Annotated in this window: 15 protein-coding genes; 2 read left to right on the top strand and 13 right to left on the bottom strand. The window is 28.9% G+C overall.

Translation table 11 applies throughout. The annotated features are described in order from the left end of the window. The first annotated feature begins 179 nt into the window (after positions 1 to 179). Positions 180 to 1,001: a lipoate--protein ligase family protein gene (locus tag O5Y44_RS03875; protein ID WP_371465572.1), complete on the top strand. Its 822-nt coding sequence runs from the start codon at positions 180 to 182 to the stop codon at positions 999 to 1,001. A gap of 91 nt (positions 1,002 to 1,092) precedes the next feature. Here O5Y44_RS03875 and O5Y44_RS03870 read toward each other — a convergent pair whose 3' ends face one another. Both O5Y44_RS03870 and O5Y44_RS03865 read right to left on the bottom strand, forming a co-directional pair. After that, positions 1,093 to 1,821 carry a DUF554 domain-containing protein gene (locus tag O5Y44_RS03870; RefSeq protein WP_271966376.1) on the bottom strand — a complete coding sequence of 243 codons (729 nt, stop codon included), beginning with the start codon at positions 1,819 to 1,821 and terminating at the stop codon, positions 1,093 to 1,095. Between the two features lies 1 nt (position 1,822). Further along, on the bottom strand, positions 1,823 to 2,476 hold the full coding sequence (locus O5Y44_RS03865) for a glutamate racemase (protein WP_371465571.1): 654 nt from the start codon (positions 2,474 to 2,476) through the stop codon (positions 1,823 to 1,825). Positions 2,477 to 3,192: 716 nt separating this feature from the next. Between O5Y44_RS03865 and O5Y44_RS03860 the strand changes: the two genes are divergently transcribed. After that, a complete protein-coding gene (locus O5Y44_RS03860; RefSeq protein WP_271966378.1) occupies positions 3,193 to 4,503 on the top strand; it encodes a protein kinase domain-containing protein in 1,311 nt (436 codons plus the stop codon). A gap of 310 nt (positions 4,504 to 4,813) precedes the next feature. On the opposite strand, the gene clpB is transcribed toward O5Y44_RS03860, so the two are convergent. The 11 genes from clpB to O5Y44_RS03805 all read right to left on the bottom strand — a co-directional run bounded on the left by clpB (position 4,814) and on the right by O5Y44_RS03805 (position 20,470). Then, positions 4,814 to 7,396 (bottom strand): ATP-dependent chaperone ClpB, encoded by a 2,583-nt coding sequence (gene clpB, locus O5Y44_RS03855; protein WP_271966379.1) that lies wholly within the window; start codon positions 7,394 to 7,396, stop codon positions 4,814 to 4,816. 280 nt (positions 7,397 to 7,676) lie between these two features. Continuing rightward, the gene (locus tag O5Y44_RS03850) at positions 7,677 to 9,188 is read right to left on the bottom strand and encodes a 3'-5' exonuclease (RefSeq protein WP_271966380.1); all 1,512 of its coding nucleotides are present in this window, start codon (positions 9,186 to 9,188) and stop codon (positions 7,677 to 7,679) included. Between the two features lie 29 nt (positions 9,189 to 9,217). Beyond that, a complete protein-coding gene (locus O5Y44_RS03845) occupies positions 9,218 to 9,979 on the bottom strand; it encodes a nitroreductase family protein (protein ID WP_271966381.1) in 762 nt (253 codons plus the stop codon). Positions 9,980 to 10,126: 147 nt separating this feature from the next. After that, positions 10,127 to 10,816: an alpha/beta hydrolase gene (locus O5Y44_RS03840; RefSeq protein ID WP_371465570.1), complete on the bottom strand. Its 690-nt coding sequence runs from the start codon at positions 10,814 to 10,816 to the stop codon at positions 10,127 to 10,129. Positions 10,817 to 11,237: 421 nt separating this feature from the next. After that, the gene (locus O5Y44_RS03835; protein ID WP_371465569.1) at positions 11,238 to 12,386 is read right to left on the bottom strand and encodes a mannitol-1-phosphate 5-dehydrogenase; all 1,149 of its coding nucleotides are present in this window, start codon (positions 12,384 to 12,386) and stop codon (positions 11,238 to 11,240) included. 31 nt (positions 12,387 to 12,417) lie between these two features. After that, entirely contained in the window at positions 12,418 to 12,861 is a 444-nt protein-coding gene (locus O5Y44_RS03830) for a PTS mannitol transporter subunit IIA (protein WP_204644222.1), read from the bottom strand. Positions 12,862 to 13,089: 228 nt separating this feature from the next. Continuing rightward, complete coding sequence (locus O5Y44_RS03825) at positions 13,090 to 15,072, bottom strand: BglG family transcription antiterminator (RefSeq protein WP_271966384.1); 1,983 nt, start codon at positions 15,070 to 15,072, stop codon at positions 13,090 to 13,092. A 139-nt stretch (positions 15,073 to 15,211) separates the two neighbouring features. Beyond that, positions 15,212 to 16,645, bottom strand: coding sequence for a PTS mannitol transporter subunit IIBC (locus O5Y44_RS03820; protein ID WP_271966385.1), 1,434 nt, complete (start codon positions 16,643 to 16,645; stop codon positions 15,212 to 15,214). A 269-nt stretch (positions 16,646 to 16,914) separates the two neighbouring features. Further along, entirely contained in the window at positions 16,915 to 17,481 is a 567-nt protein-coding gene (locus tag O5Y44_RS03815; RefSeq protein ID WP_271966386.1) for a DUF5067 domain-containing protein, read from the bottom strand. 85 nt (positions 17,482 to 17,566) lie between these two features. Next, complete coding sequence (locus O5Y44_RS03810) at positions 17,567 to 19,231, bottom strand: hypothetical protein (protein WP_271966387.1); 1,665 nt, start codon at positions 19,229 to 19,231, stop codon at positions 17,567 to 17,569. Between the two features lie 18 nt (positions 19,232 to 19,249). Continuing rightward, complete coding sequence (locus tag O5Y44_RS03805; protein WP_371465568.1) at positions 19,250 to 20,470, bottom strand: DNA cytosine methyltransferase; 1,221 nt, start codon at positions 20,468 to 20,470, stop codon at positions 19,250 to 19,252. Between the last annotated feature and the right edge of the window lie 102 nt (positions 20,471 to 20,572).

Below are 20,572 nucleotides of genomic sequence, written 5' to 3'. Positions count from 1 at the left end.
GTTTGTCCAGTAAAAGGGGTACATATCATTTCTACGAAATCACGATTTTTGAGTCGCTCCCGTCTCTTTTTTTATTTCTTAATCTAATTAAAGCCTTGCATAAATTAATCTCATAAATTATAATGATAAAGTATTAATTTTTAAGTTATATATAATCGACAATTTTAGAAGGAGTAGCTATGCTAAATCTTATTCGAAATAAAAAATTCAATGTCTATAAAACATTAAATATTGTAAACCCCCTAATTCCTATTGCTACCGATGAGATGTTTTTACGTACAATTTCTGGTAATGATGAGTGTATTTTACACATGTACACATTACCGAACTCAGCAATAATTGGAGCTCCAGATACACGTGTTCCATTTTTTGACGAAGCATTATTTGCTTTTTATAGAAATAATATTATTCCAGCAGTTAGAAATATCGGAGGACTAGGAATAATTTCAGATAAAGGTATATTAAATTTATCAATCATTATGAATAAGCCAAAAGATAATTTTTCAATTAATGAAGGTTATGAGCTAATGACAGAATTTATCAAAGCAGTCTTCCCTGAAGGTGCTAATAAAATTGATGCAATAGAAATAACAAATTCATACTGTCCTGGTGATTATGACCTAAGCATAAATGGAAAGAAATTCGCTGGAATTGCTCAAAGAAAAATTAAAGATTCAGTCGTTGTTTCAATATATATCAGTATCTTTGGAGATCAACAAAAACGCGCGAACATAATGCGTGAATTTTACGATATCGGGATTAAAGATCAACAAATAAATTACAAATATCCAAAAGTCGATCCGAACTGTATGGAAACATTAGAAAAACTTCTTCATAAAGAGTTTACTCTAGAGGATGTATATGAGCGAGTTGAAAAAGTACTTTATTCACTAGACTGTGACCAAGTTGAAGGAGAATATACAGAAGAAATGATAGATGAATACAATAGTATCTTTGCACAAGCAAAAGAAAGAAATGAAAGTTACTTAGAAGGAAAATAGCATCGGCATATGCGATATATTTCCAAAATCGAATAAAAACAACACAAAAGCTAGTCAGAAAGAAATTCTAACTAGCTTTATTTATATATATTTATAATAAATGTAAAATCACATTAACCCAAAGCCAACTAAATGGCATAACTAATATCATAGCAGGTACCATATCTACAACCGGAAACATCTTAAGTTTCAATATTCTAAATCCAGCTGCAACCATTAAGAAACCACCACACGCCTTAAAGTCATTAATCATTTCAGGTGTTGTAAGTGGAACTATTAAACCTGCTGATAAAAATAATAACGTAAAAATAACAAATTGTGGTACAGCTATTAGAGATACAATATACCCAAGATTACATGCAAAAATAGCTGCTGTAAAGAAATCCAGAATAGACTTCGTAATTAATAAACTAGGATCCCCTGTTATACCTTCACTAAGACTTCCGTAAATTCCCATTCCGCTAGAACAAAATAGTACAATAACCGTAATCAATGTAGCTAAAAATTCAGTCTCTGACATAGAAGTATTTGTTTTTGGAACAACTTTCACCATAAGTTTTTGCAATTTTGCACAAGCTCTATATACTAAATCTCCAAGATTAAAGAATAATCCAACCAATGTCCCTATAATAATCGCGAATATTACCGCTGGCATATATTTCATAAGTCCAATTGACGCTATTCCCATTCCCATTGAACAAAGTCCAAAAATCATATTTAATTGTTCTTTATATTTTTCAGGTAATTTATCTCCTAAAAGAGCTCCAGCTATACCACCTAAGAATATAGCAATCGTATTAATCATTATTCCTATTGGCATTCTATATATTCTTTCTCTTTAAACTCTCTATCATAAATACCCCTACATCAATGATATGAAGGTTAGTAATTTTCTCAAGTTCTTTTTTGATATAAGGAAAATGAGTACATCCAAGAACAACTGCTTCTACATTAGTTAATTCGAAATAATTAAACAGTGTCTTAAAGTTGAAATCATCAACTATTTGTTCAGGTTTATTCCCCTCTTCTATCGCTTTAACAAGCTCCAACATCGATAGTCCTAATACACGTAGACGCGGATTCGATACATAAAGATTGTTCTCAACACCCGTAAGACCATGAGAGTTAGCCGCCATTACAGCGAGATACTTATACTCAAGACCTAGATTTCTATACATTTGCATAGGAGTAATAATAGAAATATTCATTTTTTCTGCCAATCTATCGAAATCGACAACCGAGCTAAGTGAGTTACAATATACAAAGATTGCGTCGCAACCTTTCTCTTTTAATTCATCAATAATCTTTACAATAATATTTTCACGTTCTTCATCTTCTAATGCTTGGAACGTAGTTTGTTCTACTGGATTATTAGAAATTGGTACTAAAACTACATTATCATAGCCGTATGAATTTAGTAACTCAGCACCTAATTTCGAATCAATCGGTGTTCCAGCCATAACCGCTATTTTCATATACTGTTCTCCTATCTATTTATCTTCTATATAATTATACATTAAAACATCTATTACTAATTCTAGAATAAATTCAGTACAAAAGATTATTCTATTCATTATTTTACACTTTTTATAAATAACTATTATTACAATTATACAAGTAAACTTCTCTCTTTACAACTATAACTAAACTAAAAAATAACTTCTACTGTAATATTTTAAAGTTTTCTATTATACAATAAACAATATTAGAATTTTACGGTATTCTAATAGAATTAGTTTAAATTCTATTAGAATATAACATTTTTTAATCCAAGTAAAAATTCTCATATACAGACAATTATTCAAGCATTCTTCTCTTCATGTCTAATACTTAATGAATAATTTATATTTAAAATTTGAATAGTGGATTCTAATTTAACTGATTTTCATGTTATTAGAAATTATATAAATTTATTTAATTCAATTAGGTTATTCACTAAAAATTATATTTAAAATTAAACCTACAGCAAAGAGTATATTTTTCTTTTCTGTAGAAGTTGTTATTTTCCATAAATATTCAGCTCAATATGATATAATTATAAGATAACATAAGATATTATTCATATCTAAGCGAGTAATTGATGATTAAAAATTCTGTAAAAACTAGAGAAAAGCAGAAAATGAAACTTATCAATAAGTATTTAAGAGATTTAATAATAAAAATGTATAATAATTATTAAAGGGGTATTACAATGGATAAAAAACCAGATAAAAAAGGTGGAAATTCAAATATTTATTTTACTGAAAATTCAACAGCTAAGAAGTTTTTAAGAAATATTTCTTCTAAAGAAAAAATAGATAGATTTAAATTAGAATTAAAAATAATGGGATTTTTTAAAGATAATCCTATTGATGGTATAGTAGAAGTTTATGATGTTTTTGTTGATTCTAAGGATGTTACAAAATCTTATATAGAAATGAAAATATATCATGGTAATCTTAATGATTTATTAACTTACACAAAAGGTGAGGTTAAAAAAACTTTAGAACTACTATTGCCCATTTTACGTGCATTGAATAAAATTTCAAAATTTGAAAATCCTATTTATCATAGAGATATTAAACCAGATAATATTTTATATGAAAAAAATGGAGAAGATTATAAGTTGTTTTTAACAGATTTTGGGATTTGCTATTTAGATAAAGAAAAAGAAAGATTGACTCCAGCCGAAACTGCGATAGGTGCAAGAATGTTTATTGCTCCAGAATATGAAAAAGGCAGAATTGACAATGTTAATCATAAAGGGGATATATTTTCAATCGGAAAAGTTATTTGGTATATGATTAATGGTGAAGAAAATAATTTTTTACTATCAAATCTTTGGCATCTAAAAGAATTTGATTTAGCAAAAAAATTTGTTAATAACCCTGATATGATTTTCGCAAATAATATTATATCAATTTGTTTAAATTATAATCCTGATGAAAGATCAGATTATGATGAATTAATTATTTTAATTGAAAAATTTCTTAAAAAACCAAAAATAAATAGTAATGAAATATTAAAAATGGAAGTTTTACAATTCGAAGAAAAAAGAAAAATTTATATACAAGAAATAAAAAAGAAAAATGCATTACTAGTTAATACATTTAGTACAACCTTTGTCAAAGCATTAGAAAAGTTAAACGATGAATATAACTTAGAGTTAATTTCTACGATATTATCCGAATATAAAAATAAATCAAAAAATGGAGTAGATTATACTTCAATAAATGTGGAAAATGATATCGAACATTCTCTTTATGAACAAAAATTTGATAGAATTTATATTTACATCGATTATCATTCAGCAAAAGATAACGAAAAGTATTGTAATGTGGAAATTAAATATCATATTTATTCTAAAAATAAAATAGCGAAATCATTCCGTATATTCTATAAGGAAAATGGAGTATTGTATTCTGAATTTAACCAAAAAATTGAACTATTTTCAGAAGAAATTGTATTAGGTTGGGGAGAAGACTTGATTTCAGAATATGTACGTTCATATGATCAATGGTAAAGTATTAAACAGTATAAATCAACTACAAAGTATCGGGGAATTTTATAATCAATCAATTCTTTGGTAGATTTATATGACGAGTATTTCATAATTAGAAGACTGAATGTTTTCTAACCATACTTTTTAAGATTTTATTGGCACGTTTTTTTTGATTTGTTTTATAAATTCCTCTTCTTACTTTTACACTAAATTTAAATTCTATCATTATAATTTAGGCTATATATGGTCTTCTGGAAATTGTGACTAACATACTATATATACAAAATTTAGGGCTGGGAATAATTTTCCAGCCCTAAATTTATTAGACAATCTATTTAATATCAATTTTCAATTGATCATCTACATAGTCTAAGTGGATTTCCATTCCATCTTCGATACCATGGCGGATTAATTCAACTGAAAGTTTATTTTCGATTTGACTTTGGATGAATCGTTTAAGTGGACGAGCACCGAATTTTATATCGAATCCTGCTGTTGCCACCCAAGCAGAAACTTTTTCATCATATGTTAATTCAATATTTCTACTTGCAACACGTCTTACTAATTCATCAAGAAGTTTATTAGCAATTCCTTTAATATTATCTTCAGTTAATGGTTTAAAGATAATTATATCATCCATACGGTTAAGGATTTCTGGTTTGAAGTATCCGTAAAGTTGGTTAGTAACATTTTTACGAGTTTCTTCAGAAATTACACCGTCTTTAACTTCTTCTAATAGTTCTAATGAACCAATGTTAGAAGTCATGATAATAATTGTATTTTTAAAATCTACTACTACACCTTTAGAATCAGTAAGTGTACCTTCGTCTAATAATTGTAGTAAGATATTGAACACATCTGGGTGAGCTTTTTCGATTTCGTCCATTAAGATAATGCTGTAAGGATTACGTCTTACACTTTCAGTAAGTTGACCACCTTCTTCATATCCGATGTATCCTGGAGGTGCTCCGATTAAACGGCTAACTGAGTGTTTTTCCATGTATTCACTCATGTCGATACGCACGATATTACGTTCATCATCGAATAAGTTAAGAGCTAATGCTTTAGCAAGCTCAGTTTTACCTACCCCTGTAGGACCTAAGAATAGGAAGCTACCGATTGGTCTATTCGGATCAGCGATACCAGCACGAGAACGTAAGATTGCGTTAGTTACACTCTCTACAGCTTCATCTTGACCTATTACTTTTTCATGAATTGTATCAGCAAGATGTAATAATTTTTCTTTTTCAGTTTCTACTAGACGAGTTACAGGAATACCAGTCATTTGACTTACGATAAATCCAATTTCATCTTCAGTAACTTCTTGTTTTAGAAGTTTATATTCTTCATGTTTAGATTTTTCTTCTAATTCTTCTAACTCTTGAGTTAATTTTGGTAAAGTAGAATATTGTAACTCAGAAGCTTTTTCTAAGTTATAGCTGTTTTGAGCTTGCTCTAATTCAACTTTAACTCTGTCGATTTTTTCACGAAGATTTTTAACAGCTGATAATTTTTCTTTTTCACTATCAACTTGAAGTTGAAGTTTATTTTGTTCTTCTTTTAGGTTAGCCAACTCTTCTTTTAAGTTTTCTAAACGACGTTGTGATACTTCGTCATCTTCACTACTTAAGGCTTTTTCTTCTATTTCTAGTTGCATAACTTTACGATTGATTGTATCCAATTCAGCTGGGTTAGAAGAGTTTTCAGTTTTAATAGTAGCACAAGCTTGGTCGATTAAATCGATAGCTTTGTCCGGTAAGAATCTATCAGTAATATATCTGTTAGATAATTCTGCAGCTTCTACAATAGCACGGTCAGAGATTTTCACACCGTGGTATACTTCGAATCTTTCTTTAAGACCACGTAGAATTGAAATTGTGTCTTCTACTGTTGGTTCTTTAACAAGAACTTTTTGGAAACGACGTTCTAATGCAGAGTCTTTTTCGATATATTGACGATATTCATTAAGAGTTGTAGCACCGATACAGTGAAGTTCACCACGAGCAAGCATTGGTTTTAAGATATTACCAGCATCCATTGCTCCATCAGTTTTACCTGCACCAACAAGCATATGAATTTCATCGATAAATAGAATTATTTTTCCATCTTGTTCTTTAACTTCTTTTAATACAGCTTTTAGTCGTTCTTCGAACTCACCACGATATTTAGCTCCTGCTACTAAACTAGTAAGGTCAAGTTCGAATACAGTTTTGTCTTTAAGACTTTCAGGTACATCACCGCGCACAATACGTTGAGCCAGTGCCTCAACAATCGCAGTTTTACCTACCCCAGGTTCCCCTATCAACACTGGATTATTTTTTGTTTTTCTTGATAAAATTCTAATTACATTTCTTATTTCTTCATCACGTCCTATTACAGGATCAATTTTACCACTACGTGCAGCCTCTACAAGATCACGACCATATTTTTCTAAAACTTCGTAGTTGTTTTCTGGATTTTCGTTCATAACTTTTTTACCTCCTCTGATATTATCGATAACAGCTACTAAATCTTTTAACGTTGTCACCTTATCGATATATTTTTTTACTATACTATTTTTCAAATAACTCGCAAGAACAATATGTTCACACGAAATAAATTTATCTTCATATTTCTCTTTATATTTATTAGCTTCTATTAATAAAGCATTCAAATCATTACTTAGGTAACTAGCGTAATTGATATTGTCTCCTTCTACACTATTTACTTTTGCAATCTCGTTATCTAACTCATGAGTTAAATTTACCTTATCAACATTTACTCTTCCTAATATATCACTATATAAATTACTACCAGTAAGAGCCGCTTTTAAGAACATCTCACTCGTAATACTTTGACTTTTTTTATCTGTTGCAAATTCGGAAGATTTCGCTAAGATTTCTTTCACACTATTAGTAAAACTATTAATATCCATTGTAAATCTCCTTTGATTAAATTATTAGATCAAAAGGTGCTTTTATTAGTTAACCAGTATCTCTAATATAATAAAGATACTGTCCTCAAAAGATACAACTAAATATTTAATAAACTAAAAGGTTTTATGGGATATATTTAAGTTTTATCTTTTTGACCTTCTTTGACCTTAAATTAATTATAACATGTTTGACTTTTTTTGACAATAGTTTTTTTGAAAAAAATTTAAAAAAGAAAAACATCAGTAATATCATAGTATTACCAATGTTTCACTTTAAATTTTATTTCTTAGAATTTTGTTTTTTATATAGTAATTCAATAGCTTTATTTAATCTTCCTTCTAATGAATCTCTATGTCTTTCATCTCTTTCTATACCTTCTTGTAGGATAAGTATTTCATTTTCGTAGTCTTTAATTTTTCTGTACGCCATAGCATAAGAGCGATATAATGCAGGTGCACTATAACCTTTTTCCCTTGCTATATCAAATAATTTTATAGACTCTTTTAAATTTCCTGCTTTTCTTTCATCTTCACCTTCTAGATAAAACGGAAATCCTTCATCAAACCCTCTATCCCAATCGTCAATATTCCCTATTTCAGTTAATGGAATTCTTTCAGCTTTTTTCGTTAATACTACTTGATTAATTTTAAACTTTTCTTTTGTTTTAACCTCAACAGTATCATCAATTTCCTTTGCTTCAAGAAGTAATTCATTCATTTTCACTTCATCAATACTTGTGGAGTTAACTAAATATTCCTCAAAATCATCATCCAAACCATACTCTAAAATACTATTCCATCTCTCTATTCCTTCATTATAAGAATCAAAAATATAAGCAGACAATCTATCTAATAACATAGAATTCGAAAAGAATATTCTAACATAATTAATTCCACCTTCCGTTTCAGTGCAATCTTCATTAACATACTCATTAAAATCTATTTTACTCTTATCACATATAATATATTTACCTTTTTTGGAAATTTTAAACCTTAAGAAATTTACACCATTAACTCTAATATCAACATAATTTGAACTATTTCTAAAAAATGATATAGTTCCAATGTCTATTCCATTACTTTTAAGGACATATAGAATATGGGCACAAACTTGTAAATCTTCATCTGTTGGTATATTTTTCTTTTTTCTATAATTTATTGGACCATCTTTACGTTTTAATCTATATAATTCAATCAAACTTATAAATATTTCACCACATGCCATTGCATCGGTAAGAGCTCTATGTGATTTTTCATTACTAATATTGAAATATTCTTCCAAAGTACTTTGCTTATAATTTTTTATATCTTCTATATATAATTTTGCTAATTGTAAAGTATCCATATACTTCAAACTTAAACTTATTTTATTTCTATTAAAAGCATTCTCTAGAAATCCAAAATCAAACTTAGCATTGTGTGCACAAAAAATTACTCCCCTGCTAGTAGGAATCTTAACAAAATCATAAAAAGATTTGATAACTTCATACTCACATAGTTCATTCTTTACCATTTCATTAGTAATGCCATTTATACTAGTGATTTTTGCAGAAATTGGAATTTTAGGATTTATAAGCATGTTAAACTTATTAATTATCTTACCGTCTTTAAAATGAGCAGCACCTATTTCCAATATTTTATCTTCATATGAACTTAATCCTGTAGTCTCAAGATCCACAGCAATAAATTCATTCATATTACTAATATCTTCTGTTGATGTAATTTTTCTAAAATCAACAACTATGTTTTCAGGTTGTTTAATAAATCTTTTAAAGAATTTAAATATGTTCATTTACATACTTTCCTTTATAATTAACCTTATTATTCCTTCTCACTAACAAAACCATTTTTTTCTAATAGTTCTTTAGTTACTTTTTCTATTCCTGAAGGTTGTGCATAGAAGTCAGCGAATTTCTTAGTCCATGTTTTTGTCTCACGTGCTTCAGCAAACTCTACCATAGTTTGACGGTATTCTTTTAATACTTCTACGTTTGATTTAGGAAATTCATTGTATCCTACATTAGCCTCTTCTGGTAATCTAGGTTTAACTTTTTCCGTAGATAACTCTTCATCTTTAACGCCGATACTTAGTCCACATAGGAACAGAGCATTTTTTGGAATATTTAGTAATTCAGAAATCCTATCTCCAAAACCTCTTACTCCACCGCAATAGACAATTCCGTATCCTAAAGACTCAGCAGCTAAAGCGGCATTTTGCATCGCAATACCAACATCTAAAGTACCGATAAGTAGTGGTTCATATTGATTAGAAATATCAAACTCTACACCTTCAATTTCAAACGCTAGTTTGATGTTAGTATAATCTAAACAATATAGTAAGAACGCAGCTGAATTTTCAATATGAGCAGCATTACCAGGTGCTTTATCACGAATTAAATCAGCGATTTGTTGTTTAGTCTCACCTGTAGTTACGATAATACTATAGTGTTGACCATTCATCCAACTAGAACCTTGTTTAGAACTAGCGATGATTTGCTCAAGGTGTTCTTTAGGAAGTTCGTTTCCTTTTACAAAACTACGAGTCGTACGATGATCTAGCATCGTTTTAATTACTTCATTCATATGTTACCTCCGAAAATTTCTAGTAATAGTAACTTAATTATAACGTGAAAAAGAATAGAATGAAAGAAAATAAGCTTTATTAAAATCTATCTACTCATTTACAATCTATTCTTTCTTTTTTATTTTAAAATTAATTAATATTTCTAATTAAACATTTTCAATACACCATATAAATGCTTTAGCTACACGTAAATCTGAATTACTGAAATGACCACCTTTATTCCATTCTAATATTGTATTTATATTATCATTTTTTAATAGTTGTTCCTGATTTCTAATATTATCTCCTACTTTAGACATTACTTTATTTTTCGTCTTCTCTTCAGTATCACCTAGGCTTAGATAAATAGTGTTACTTAATGGCGTATTATTATTCATAAATTCTTCCCAACCATTAAACCAAACAGACGGAGAAGCCGCCACAATACCTGAAAATGTATTTGACTTATACGCACTCCAAAGACTAAATAAACCTGCTAAAGAATAACCACCTAGAATAAATATAATTTCATCATCTAGATTATATTTTTCTTTAACCATTGGTATTAATCTACTTTCAATAAATTCTAAAGTATCTTTAGTACCAGAACCGAAAGATTTATTTCCAAATGCTGGAGGTGCTTCCCAAGGAGAAAGTTCATTATTCCAATCCTCTATTTTAAAAGCAATAAGTGAGAATTGTTTTTCTGTATTTTTTTGAATTTCTGCTACTTCATTATCCAATACTTCTATGTCATGTTCATCAACAGGTTGAATTAATAAGTATTTTGCACCATCAGTTATATATCCAATACATTCTTTATCATCGATGACAAACTTCTCTTTTCTGTATTTCATTAATTTCTCTCCTGTAACATTTCTTTATACATATATAATATAATTCTCTTCATTTCTCTTTAAACATCGGATTCTAACGATATTTAATAGTTCTCTAACGTTTTATTAATACTAGATACTTCATAAAAAATTCCTATTAATTCTTAAAAGAGCTTATTCCCTTTTTTCTATCATCACCAAATTTTCATTTTATAATCTATTATTAACTCATGCTACAATGATACCATCTTTAGTAGTAATGTCAATAGCTACAACGTATATTTTTATTTTTTCTAAAACAATGCGAAAAGTCTTTAGAATCAATAATTCCAAAGACTTTCGATTATTATTTTATATATAAATTTCTAATAATACATACTATTTCATTCTTATGTATACACGTCATGCCATAATTTTACTATAGAGATACTTGTATGTATTATTAAACTAATTTTTCATAACCTTCTTTAATTTTATTTAATAAGGCTGTGTCCGTCAATTCTGTTACTTCACTTAAAGCTTCAATAACACCTTTTTCTTTAATTAGTTGTTCAAGTTTTACAGATTGTTCATCTTCTTCAGATTTAAATGTAAGAATATATGAACAAGCTTTTAATAAAGCACTATTTGATAATCCTAATTCTTCTGCCTCTCTAATAGGTTTAATAAATCTTTCATTATACCCTAATTTTCTTATAGGAGTACGACAAATTCTAGAAACATTATCTACAATACGAGGATTTTCAAAGCGTTTGATTGTTTTATTTCTATAAGCTTCCATCTCTGCTTTATCGAATCCCCATTTTTTCTCAAGTAATGCACTAGTTTCTTCTAATACAGCAATGAAATCTTTTCTTACGTCAGCATGTTTAGCACCATCTGAGACTAACTCAATACCTAAGTAATTCGCAATATAGCTTAGTGCTGCATGCCCTGTATTTACCGTAAATAGTTTTCTTTCAATAAATGGATTAAGATCTTCTACGTAGTGTACTTGTTCAATATTTCTATTACTTTCTACTTTAATTTTATCCGCTTCTATAACCCATTCACAGAATTTCTCCACTTCAACTAGAAGAACATCATCATGTTTTTGAGCTGGTACGATTCTATCTACTGCCGAATTTGGGAATCCTACATATTTATTAACAAACTCTTGTTCTTGTTCTGAAAGGTGTTTAAATACTTCTGTTTTTAAAAATTCAGATCCAGAAATCATATTTTCACAAGCGATAATATCTAATAATTTAGTATTATTATTCTCTACTTTTAATTTTAATCCTTCTGCGATGTCTTTAGCTATGATAGGCAGAACATTCGGACCTATAGAAGTAGTAATTAATTCTACTTCACCTATTGCTGTATAAAGTTGTTCTTTTTCTTCAGCAATGTTTAAAGCATCAAAGTTATTAAGTTCAACTTCTTCGATATTTTCATCTAATATTCTAATAGTGTATGTATCACGGCGTTTTAAATCATTAACCACATCTTTATTAATATCTACAAAAGTAATGTGATATCCAGATTTATTTAATAATTCTCCTATGAATCCACGTCCGATATTTCCTGCACCAAAATGTAAATTTTTCATTGTAATACCTTCTTACTAATTTTATTTTTAATTATTCAACTTCTGATAATAAAGTAATAACTTCTTCTTCAGTAGCAGCGTTTACTAATTTTATAACATTTTCTTGTTCTGAACAGAAGATTGCTATTTTTGATAATAATTCTAAATGCTCACCGTCTTTACCAGCTATACCGAATACTACGAATACCATCTTGTCTTCTGTATCTTCAGGTTTAGCAAATGAAACCCCACCTGGAATTTGAATAATAGAAATTCCTGTGCTTTTAATTGATTTTTTTGCTTCATCTGTTCCATGAGGAATCGCAATAAAGTTCCCCATGTAAGTTGATACGATTTCTTCTCTTTCTAACATCGCAGGGATGTAATCACTATCTACATATCCATTTTCTACTAAGATTTCTCCTGCTTTTCTAATCGCTTCTTCTTTATTACTAATTTCTTGCCCTAACCTAATATCTTTTTTTGTTAAATTCATCTTCATTTCTCCTTCGAGTTTTCTTGTTCTGTTTCTTATAAGTTAATTATACCTTTAGTTATCCTTCTAAACAATATCAAAGTCGGCAAAACACTTTTTGCCAAAATAGAGTTATAAATACTGAAAAAAAATTAATTCAGCAGTAAATCACTTTAAAATATCGCTATATATGAACTTCATTTATAACAAAATAGCGACCTGAAATTAATTTCCAAATCGCTATTATAACTATAACTGTAAAATATAATTTTTCAAGATTAGTTCAATCTTTGTAAGGATAAAGTCTTTATTCTTACTAGCTAGAGCTTTAGTAAATACCTCATCATCTAATATCGCAATACTAATTTGACTAAGCAAATCTGTAAATTCTTGTTGATTTTGACTGACCATCACTATAAAATTATCAATAATCTGATCACTTTCCATTGAATCCTTCATAACGATACGATCATTTAATGAACTAATAATAACAAACGGTTCTTCGATATCATTATTTAACGTATGGAAAAGAGCTATGTTCGTATTAGGAATAACTACAGAACTTTTATTATGTCTTTCTAACAAACTATCTAAGACTTCATTTTTATTAGTGATATTCAGTGTCGAATCAGTTAAAATACCTTTTAATATTCCTTCATAGTTGGCTTGGCTGTCTGTTTCAACATACTCAGTGTTTTTCAAAATAATTCGACACGCACTGCTAAACTTATCAATATTGACAATATTCTCTCTTTTAACAGTATTATTTCTTTTGAAACTTCTACTAGATAATATTTTTTCGCGAATTAAGTTTATATCTTTTTCTTTTAGTATAGTCGGGATTAATAAGTAATCGACATCTTGTTCCAGTTCGATTGTAGATATAACTACGTCATAATTGTTTACTAAAGGTTTAGTTACCTTACTAGGAATTGTATATTCTAGATTTTTTATTTCAGGAATATTTTTTCTAATCTGACTACCTAAAATTTTTGAACTTCCTATTCCACTAGCGCATATTACAAGAGCACGAATAAAATTCTTTCTATAAATTTGTTCATAACTAGAAGCAAAATGTATAACGATATAACTTAACTCCGTAGAATTAAACATTATTTCATCAAAAACAACTAACAGTTCTGATTTAATTACAAGATATAGCTCATTATAATTTTTCAATACAAAATCTTGTAATTCATCATTCTCCTCTGTTAGGTTCATCTGATGTCTTTTTATCGCAGATTCAACATGAGCGATAAGACCGCTAGAAAGATTCGTATCTTGTGTAAAATCCACATTCATTTTTTCAGATACATATTTTATCAACAGACTAATCTTATATACTAGAGTATATGAATACTTATCATTTAAATATGAAAGTTGTTCGATTAAACGACATGTTTTTAATATTTTGACAAGGAATTGGATTATATCATCTGTAATATCGAAGTCAATTATATCTTTAGAAGCGGTTAGTAGTGATTTTATACTATCATATTCTTGTTTCGTAATATTTTCTTTAATATCAGTTGGATAAGACATTCGAAGAAAAACTACATTTAAACTTATAAGGATTTTCTTAATACTTGAATCAGTATATATTTTAAACACATCAAGATGTTTATTTTCATAAAATACCTTTTTTAAAAAATCAAAGTTCAAGAATTTAATGAATGGATTACTTGATAAAATACTACGATCATTTAATCTAGTGAAAAATTCCTCATCACTAATCTCATTACATAGCAATGAAATAAGAAGTACTCTTCGATCTACCTCACTACCTTCTATTTCAATACCCTGTCCTTTTTTTCTAATCAATGTCAACTTGTAATCAGATAAAATCTTTTCTATAGTACCTATTGCAGTTGCAACAGTATTATAACTTAACATCAGTTTTTCAGAAATATCTTTAATCGAAGTATCTTCACTTAAAATTAAAAAGCATAATATTAAATTTAATCTAGTTTCTGTTGAATATGCATAATCTTCAAAACTAGCTTCAAATAGCGAAGAATCCAGCTCAGATAAATCACCTTTTAGTACATACTTAGACTTTTCTTTCGTTAAATCAATTCCAAGTTGATCTAATGAACTCTCTAAGTTTTTAATCTCTCTATAAAGTGTTCTTTCTTTTATTTTTGTAGCCTTAGCTATCTCTTTTATACTAAGTGCTTCATCAGTATTTTTCAACAAAACTTGTAATATTAGTTTTTCACGTTCGTTAAACATATGACCTCCATTCAAAAATATCCAAAACTTTCTTTCATAATAAAAATATGACTCCCTCTTAGTAATGCATATCGCCTTATCTAAGAAGAAGTCATGAACACTACCGTCTCTATTTACAAAATATTATATAGTTATTTTTCTATTTTTGCAAATTCTCAACGATTTCATCGTATTTTGGACTGTTTAGGAAATTATCTACAGATACGTGTAGAGCTTTTCCATTCATTTGTTTCGCTCTTGGCGTTAATTCGTTTTGAGTTACGATTAATAATCCACTTTCCTCATTTAGATTTCTAATCGCTACATTTGTTACTTCATAATCAAGTCCAGCTTTTTTCACTTTGTTACGTAGGATAGAAGCACCCATCGCTGAACTTCCCATTCCTGCATCACAAGCGAAGATGATTCTTTTAACATCAGCATAAGAAGTTTCACTTGCAGTATCAGCTGCTACGTCTTGACCTTTTGATTCAGCTTTCATGTTGCTTACTTTGCTTTGAGCTGATTCTAAATCTCCATCACCTTTATCACGTTTTAAAATAATACTTGCGATTACGAATGTTACTAAAGTAGATACTACTACACCAGCAACTACAGCAAAGTAACTTCCAGTTGCTGTTTGAGCAAGTACTGCTAAAATACTACCTGGTGATGCTGGAGCACGAAGACCTGCACCTAATAATTGGAATGTTGCTGTACCACTTACTCCACCTGCCATAGCTGCGAAGATTAATGCAGGTTTCATTAAAATGTAAGGGAAGTAGATTTCGTGGATACCACCGATGAAGTGGATGATTGCTGCCCCTGGAGCAGAAGCTTTAGCAGAACCTTTTCCGAAGAACATGTAAGCTAGTAAGATACCTAATCCAACACCTGGGTTAGCTTCTAATAAGTATAGAACTGATTTACCAGTATTTAATGCTTGTTCAGTTGCGATTGGTGTTAATATACCGTGGTTAATCGCATTGTTTAAGAATAAGATTTTTGCTGGTTCGATAAACACGTTAGCAAGTGGTAATAAATGCGCATTAATAATCACATCTACACCAGCACTAAGTGCATTTGTAATAACTTTAACAATAGGTCCAATTCCAAAGAATCCTAAAATAGCTAAGATAAATCCAAGAATACCAGCTGAGAAGTTATTTACTAACATCTCTAATCCAGTTTTAATTTTTGGTTGAACTGCTTTGTCAAATTTTTTCATTAGGTGAGCTGCGATAGGTCCCATAACCATAGCTCCTAGGAACATTGGTGTTCCACCTAAACCTTTTTCTGTAATTGTCACTGTTCCAACAATAACACCCATAGTAGCAATCGCCGCTACCACTCCTCCACGTTCATCATGAACGTTTTTACCAGCTGAATAAGAAATTAATAGTGGTAACAGGAAGAATATCATTGGTGCAACTAATGCCGCAAGTTTTGCGTTTGGCAGCCATCCTGTTGGTATAAATAATGCAGTAATTAATCCCCAAGCTATGAATGCTCCAATGTTAGGCATTACCATACTTGAAAGAGCAGTACCGACTTTTTGAACTAAAACTTTTAAACTACTTTTATTTTCGCTCATAAGTATAAATCTCCTTTTGTTTTTTACTTTTATCTTATGAACTCATTATACATTCTGCCTAGTCAACGAACAATATCAAAGTAGGCAAAATGAATTTTGCCAAATTGAAAACGTATTACAAATACGTTAATACCAGTATTTTAGGAAATAATTTCATATTGGAGAAATAATTAAAAATAATTAATGGTTGGGGTTGAAATAGGTATAAAAGATTATAAATTCGTCAAAAAATTCGGACTGATATAAGGTCAATCCGAATAAAATTTATTTTATTTCACAGCAAATTCTTGGCTACCTAGTTCAATTCGATCTACGCCTTTATATGCAGTAAGTTTAACTGGTGTAGACAAATCAGCAAGTTTATAGGCTATAGCTCCTGAAACAGTTCCACCTTTCTTAATAATAGCAGACTGATCCTTCACTAATTTTCTATCTGGATGAGCTGCTACTTGAAGTCTATTCAATTTATTTTTATCAATATCTTGAACTGCATCGTTTGGAAAAGCGGCTAACCAAGCAACTGTAGGTGAAATTGTATCTTTATCACTCTTATTTGTTGTATCATACCAAAATGCAATTACCGGAGTATCACCATATTCATTACCTTCAGCACCAACAGGAATTATTTTATATTTAGTAATTCTTAAATCAATATCCCTCATTATTACTTTTCCGTCTTTAAATGTATATTCACCATCCCTACTAGATGAATTAACCTTCCCATTGTTGGTTTCATTTCTAACGGGATTTTCTTTCTTCTCTTCCTTCATTGTTGAACATCCACTTATTAATAAACTAGACGCTATTAATACTATTAATAATTTTTTTAATTTCATAATACTCTACTCCATTCATTTTTATTATTTTAATTGTATATTAAAAATCTATAACTTTAATTTTGAATTTAATAACACAAAATACTTAATAAGAATAATCACTATCTTCTCGTGGAGCAGCAACTTTTCTAGATATATTTTTGTTTAATTTTCTGTTAGTTTTTATTTTTTCAATATTTGATATTTTATTTTTTGAAACCCACCCTATTGCATCTTCTGGCGGATTTTTTTCGTCTATCCAAATAAACTCAATCCCAATTTCATCTGTATCTACATACTTTATAAATCTTATTGCATTTATATGTAACTCAGCTAATCGTTCTGAAGTAAGTAATTCTCTTTCTTCTAATTGGAATACTCCTCTTAACAACCACTCACCCAAAATATCTTGTCTATCGATTGATTGAATAGCCTTCCCTGAGTCTTGGTTGATATATGCATCTATTACGTTTCCAGAAGAAATAAATTTAAGTTTAAATGTTCTATTTTCCTTTGACAACGCTAATGAAGATTTACCTTCTTCTAATTTCCCTGCATCCTTAGCAAAAAAATCTGGAAAATTCTTATGGAAATTTTTAGAATCTGGTATGGGAATATACACTTCTCCTACAGGTCTATACACCATTTTTTCAATTTCATATGTTAAATAGTCATCATTTAGATTTTTAATATAATTTATTAGATTGAATCTTAGTTCTTTCTTCTCTGCCGTTTTATTATTTTCAATCAATATTTTTTTTAATAAATCAATTATAACATTACTGTCCTCAATACTAAAATTGTCTCTAAGATATTTTTCTACTTTTTTTATTCTCTTTTCTCTAGTACTTTTCCCAATCTTACTTGAGCCATCAAATGCATTAAAACCTGAACTTTCCTCTACTTTTCCATCTTTATTAGGTATCATCCACGATACTGTTTGTAAAATCTTATTTTTTTCAAATTTTCTAGAAAGTAAATGTAGATTTTCAAATATATAAAACGGGTCTTTTACATATTCTAATTCCCATTCTTCCAATATTATGTCTTTATTTTTAAAATTCATATATAATTGACTATCTGCTGACGTATATTTATAAAAGTGTTTCCCATCATTAAATTTGAAGTTTGTAGGAGTTTTTAATGACGTAGCCCCTTCTATTTCAATATTTTCTATATCGATTGGCAAATAATCAATTTCTCCAACATAAATTTTAGGATTTTCTCCTTTTTTTGATGGCATTAAAACATGATAGACTGATTTAACAGTCACATCATCATATACAAATCCTTTTAATTGCTCTTTCGAAGAAGCAATACGCTTGTTTCTAAGTAATGATATTTCTTTAGCTAATTCATAATAGTAATTATTATTTATATTATCATTTTCTTCTTTTGTTTTTGCATTTTGCGAATTGTCTCTAATAGTGTTGAATTTATCTATCCAACCTCTTGATTGACTATCACTTTTAAATTGAGCTATTTTTTGATCTCCAGAAGAAATCCCAAATGATTTTATTCCTACTAAGTATTTATTTTTTTCATCTAAAATTATAGAAGCATCAAATGATGTATTTGATATATCTTCACCAAATGCATTAAATGATTTTTGAAATACTGTTTCTTGAAATTTAGAATTAATAATAGGTGCCACAAAATCTTCACTTTCTTCATCTTCCTTTTTTTGAGAAAAAGCTTCACTTAAGCTCGCAAAGTTTGTTATTAATAGTTTGTAATTCTGTTTATCTTCTTTATTTAATTTAAACCACATGATTTATCCCTTTATTTATTAAATCTCTACTATGCTATAAAATTCTAAGCTTCCACCTTTCTTTACTAATCTCAGATATTCTTCACTAGTTAAAGTAGGTAATTTTTTATCATAATTTTTTATACAATTCTTTGCTTGTTCAAGGGTTTCAACTACTTCTTTAACGTATGATTCACCTTCAAAACGACTTTGCATTTTTGTATATATTATAGAGTATCTAGAGGACATTTTCGTTTCATTTTTTTGTATGAATACTCCATCTAATGCTAAAGAAATATTTTCAGCAATTCTAGTAATCACTGGTACTACTACACTATTCCCAGCTTGTTTATACAGCTGACCATTAGAAACATCCTCAGGTAATTTATAATCTTTAGGATATCCTTGAGCATTAAAAGTTTCTTTTGGAGTTAATTTTCTTATTTCTCCTGATGAGGTACATATTAACGGGACGTTGTGACCACCAGTTCCCATATTAGCTGTTAGTGCAGGAACTACTCCACTTTTATTTTCTCTAACATACTGTCTTCTCCATTGATATACAGTGTTCTGACTAGTTATTTCATCTTTTAATTTATCATAAAATGGTTGTTTCCCATCTCTATAATAATATATTTCTTTTTCTTTTATATCAAAATCAATAATATCTGACAACTTTGTTTCCAACTTAATCTCTTTTGGAAATTCAAATTTATCAAATGATTCTTTCTCTAAAAAACCAACTATATAAATACGTTCTCTATTTTGAGGTACATTTCCATAATCTTTACCATTTAATACTTTCCATTTTATATAATAGTTATTTTCAGTTAAAGCTTCTTTTATAACTTTAAAAGTATTACCATGGTCATGAGTAACCATGTTTTTTACATTTTCTAAGAAAATAGCTCTAGGTTTCTTATTTTTTATTATTCTTAATAATTCGAAAAACAAATCACCTCTTTCATCTTCAAACCCTTTTCTATAACCTGCTATACTAAATGCTTGACACGGGAATCCCCCCACAATAACATCTAACTTTTCTTCCTTTATTTCTTCTGGTTTTACTTCATGAATATCTCTAGGATCCAGAAAAACATCAGGAAAATTTAATTTATATGTTATTCTAGCATTTTTATCTATTTCATTGGCATACACCACTCTGAACTTATTAGTTTTTTCAAAACCTAATTCAATTCCACCTACTCCACTAAAAAAAGCGGCAACATTATATTTTGTAGAACTTACAGAATTTGTCATGTATAACTACTCCTTTTAAATTTTATTAACACTTTATTATATCATAAAATTATAGATAATGTTTTTATAGCGTTTATTTTTAATTTAATATAACTTTTTTAA

It is taken from the genome of Gemella sp. 27098_8_155 (genome assembly GCF_041433725.1).
GTDB classification, from domain to species: Bacteria; Bacillota; Bacilli; order Staphylococcales; family Gemellaceae; genus Gemella; species Gemella haemolysans_D.
This window is presented reverse-complemented; position numbering and strand designations above follow the sequence as displayed.

What these genes read in the sequence shown, in the direction of transcription:
- O5Y44_RS03845 (WP_271966381.1), bottom strand. Translation starts at nt 9,979, where the DNA reads ATGAATGAAGTAATTAAAACGATGCTAGATCATCGTACGACTCGTAGT.
- O5Y44_RS03825 (WP_271966384.1), bottom strand. Translation starts at nt 15,072, where the DNA reads ATGTTTAACGAACGTGAAAAACTAATATTACAAGTTTTGTTGAAAAAT.
- O5Y44_RS03820 (WP_271966385.1), bottom strand. Translation starts at nt 16,645, where the DNA reads ATGAGCGAAAATAAAAGTAGTTTAAAAGTTTTAGTTCAAAAAGTCGGT.
- O5Y44_RS03840 (WP_371465570.1), bottom strand. Translation starts at nt 10,816, where the DNA reads ATGAAATACAGAAAAGAGAAGTTTGTCATCGATGATAAAGAATGTATT.
- O5Y44_RS03835 (WP_371465569.1), bottom strand. Translation starts at nt 12,386, where the DNA reads ATGAAAAATTTACATTTTGGTGCAGGAAATATCGGACGTGGATTCATA.
- O5Y44_RS03805 (WP_371465568.1), bottom strand. Translation starts at nt 20,470, where the DNA reads ATGACAAATTCTGTAAGTTCTACAAAATATAATGTTGCCGCTTTTTTT.
- O5Y44_RS03850 (WP_271966380.1), bottom strand. Translation starts at nt 9,188, where the DNA reads ATGAACATATTTAAATTCTTTAAAAGATTTATTAAACAACCTGAAAAC.
- O5Y44_RS03865 (WP_371465571.1), bottom strand. Translation starts at nt 2,476, where the DNA reads ATGAAAATAGCGGTTATGGCTGGAACACCGATTGATTCGAAATTAGGT.
- clpB (WP_271966379.1), bottom strand. Translation starts at nt 7,396, where the DNA reads ATGGATATTAATAGTTTTACTAATAGTGTGAAAGAAATCTTAGCGAAA.
- O5Y44_RS03875 (WP_371465572.1), top strand. Translation starts at nt 180, where the DNA reads ATGCTAAATCTTATTCGAAATAAAAAATTCAATGTCTATAAAACATTA.
- O5Y44_RS03815 (WP_271966386.1), bottom strand. Translation starts at nt 17,481, where the DNA reads ATGAAATTAAAAAAATTATTAATAGTATTAATAGCGTCTAGTTTATTA.
- O5Y44_RS03860 (WP_271966378.1), top strand. Translation starts at nt 3,193, where the DNA reads ATGGATAAAAAACCAGATAAAAAAGGTGGAAATTCAAATATTTATTTT.
- O5Y44_RS03830 (WP_204644222.1), bottom strand. Translation starts at nt 12,861, where the DNA reads ATGAATTTAACAAAAAAAGATATTAGGTTAGGGCAAGAAATTAGTAAT.
- O5Y44_RS03870 (WP_271966376.1), bottom strand. Translation starts at nt 1,821, where the DNA reads ATGCCAATAGGAATAATGATTAATACGATTGCTATATTCTTAGGTGGT.
- O5Y44_RS03810 (WP_271966387.1), bottom strand. Translation starts at nt 19,231, where the DNA reads ATGTGGTTTAAATTAAATAAAGAAGATAAACAGAATTACAAACTATTA.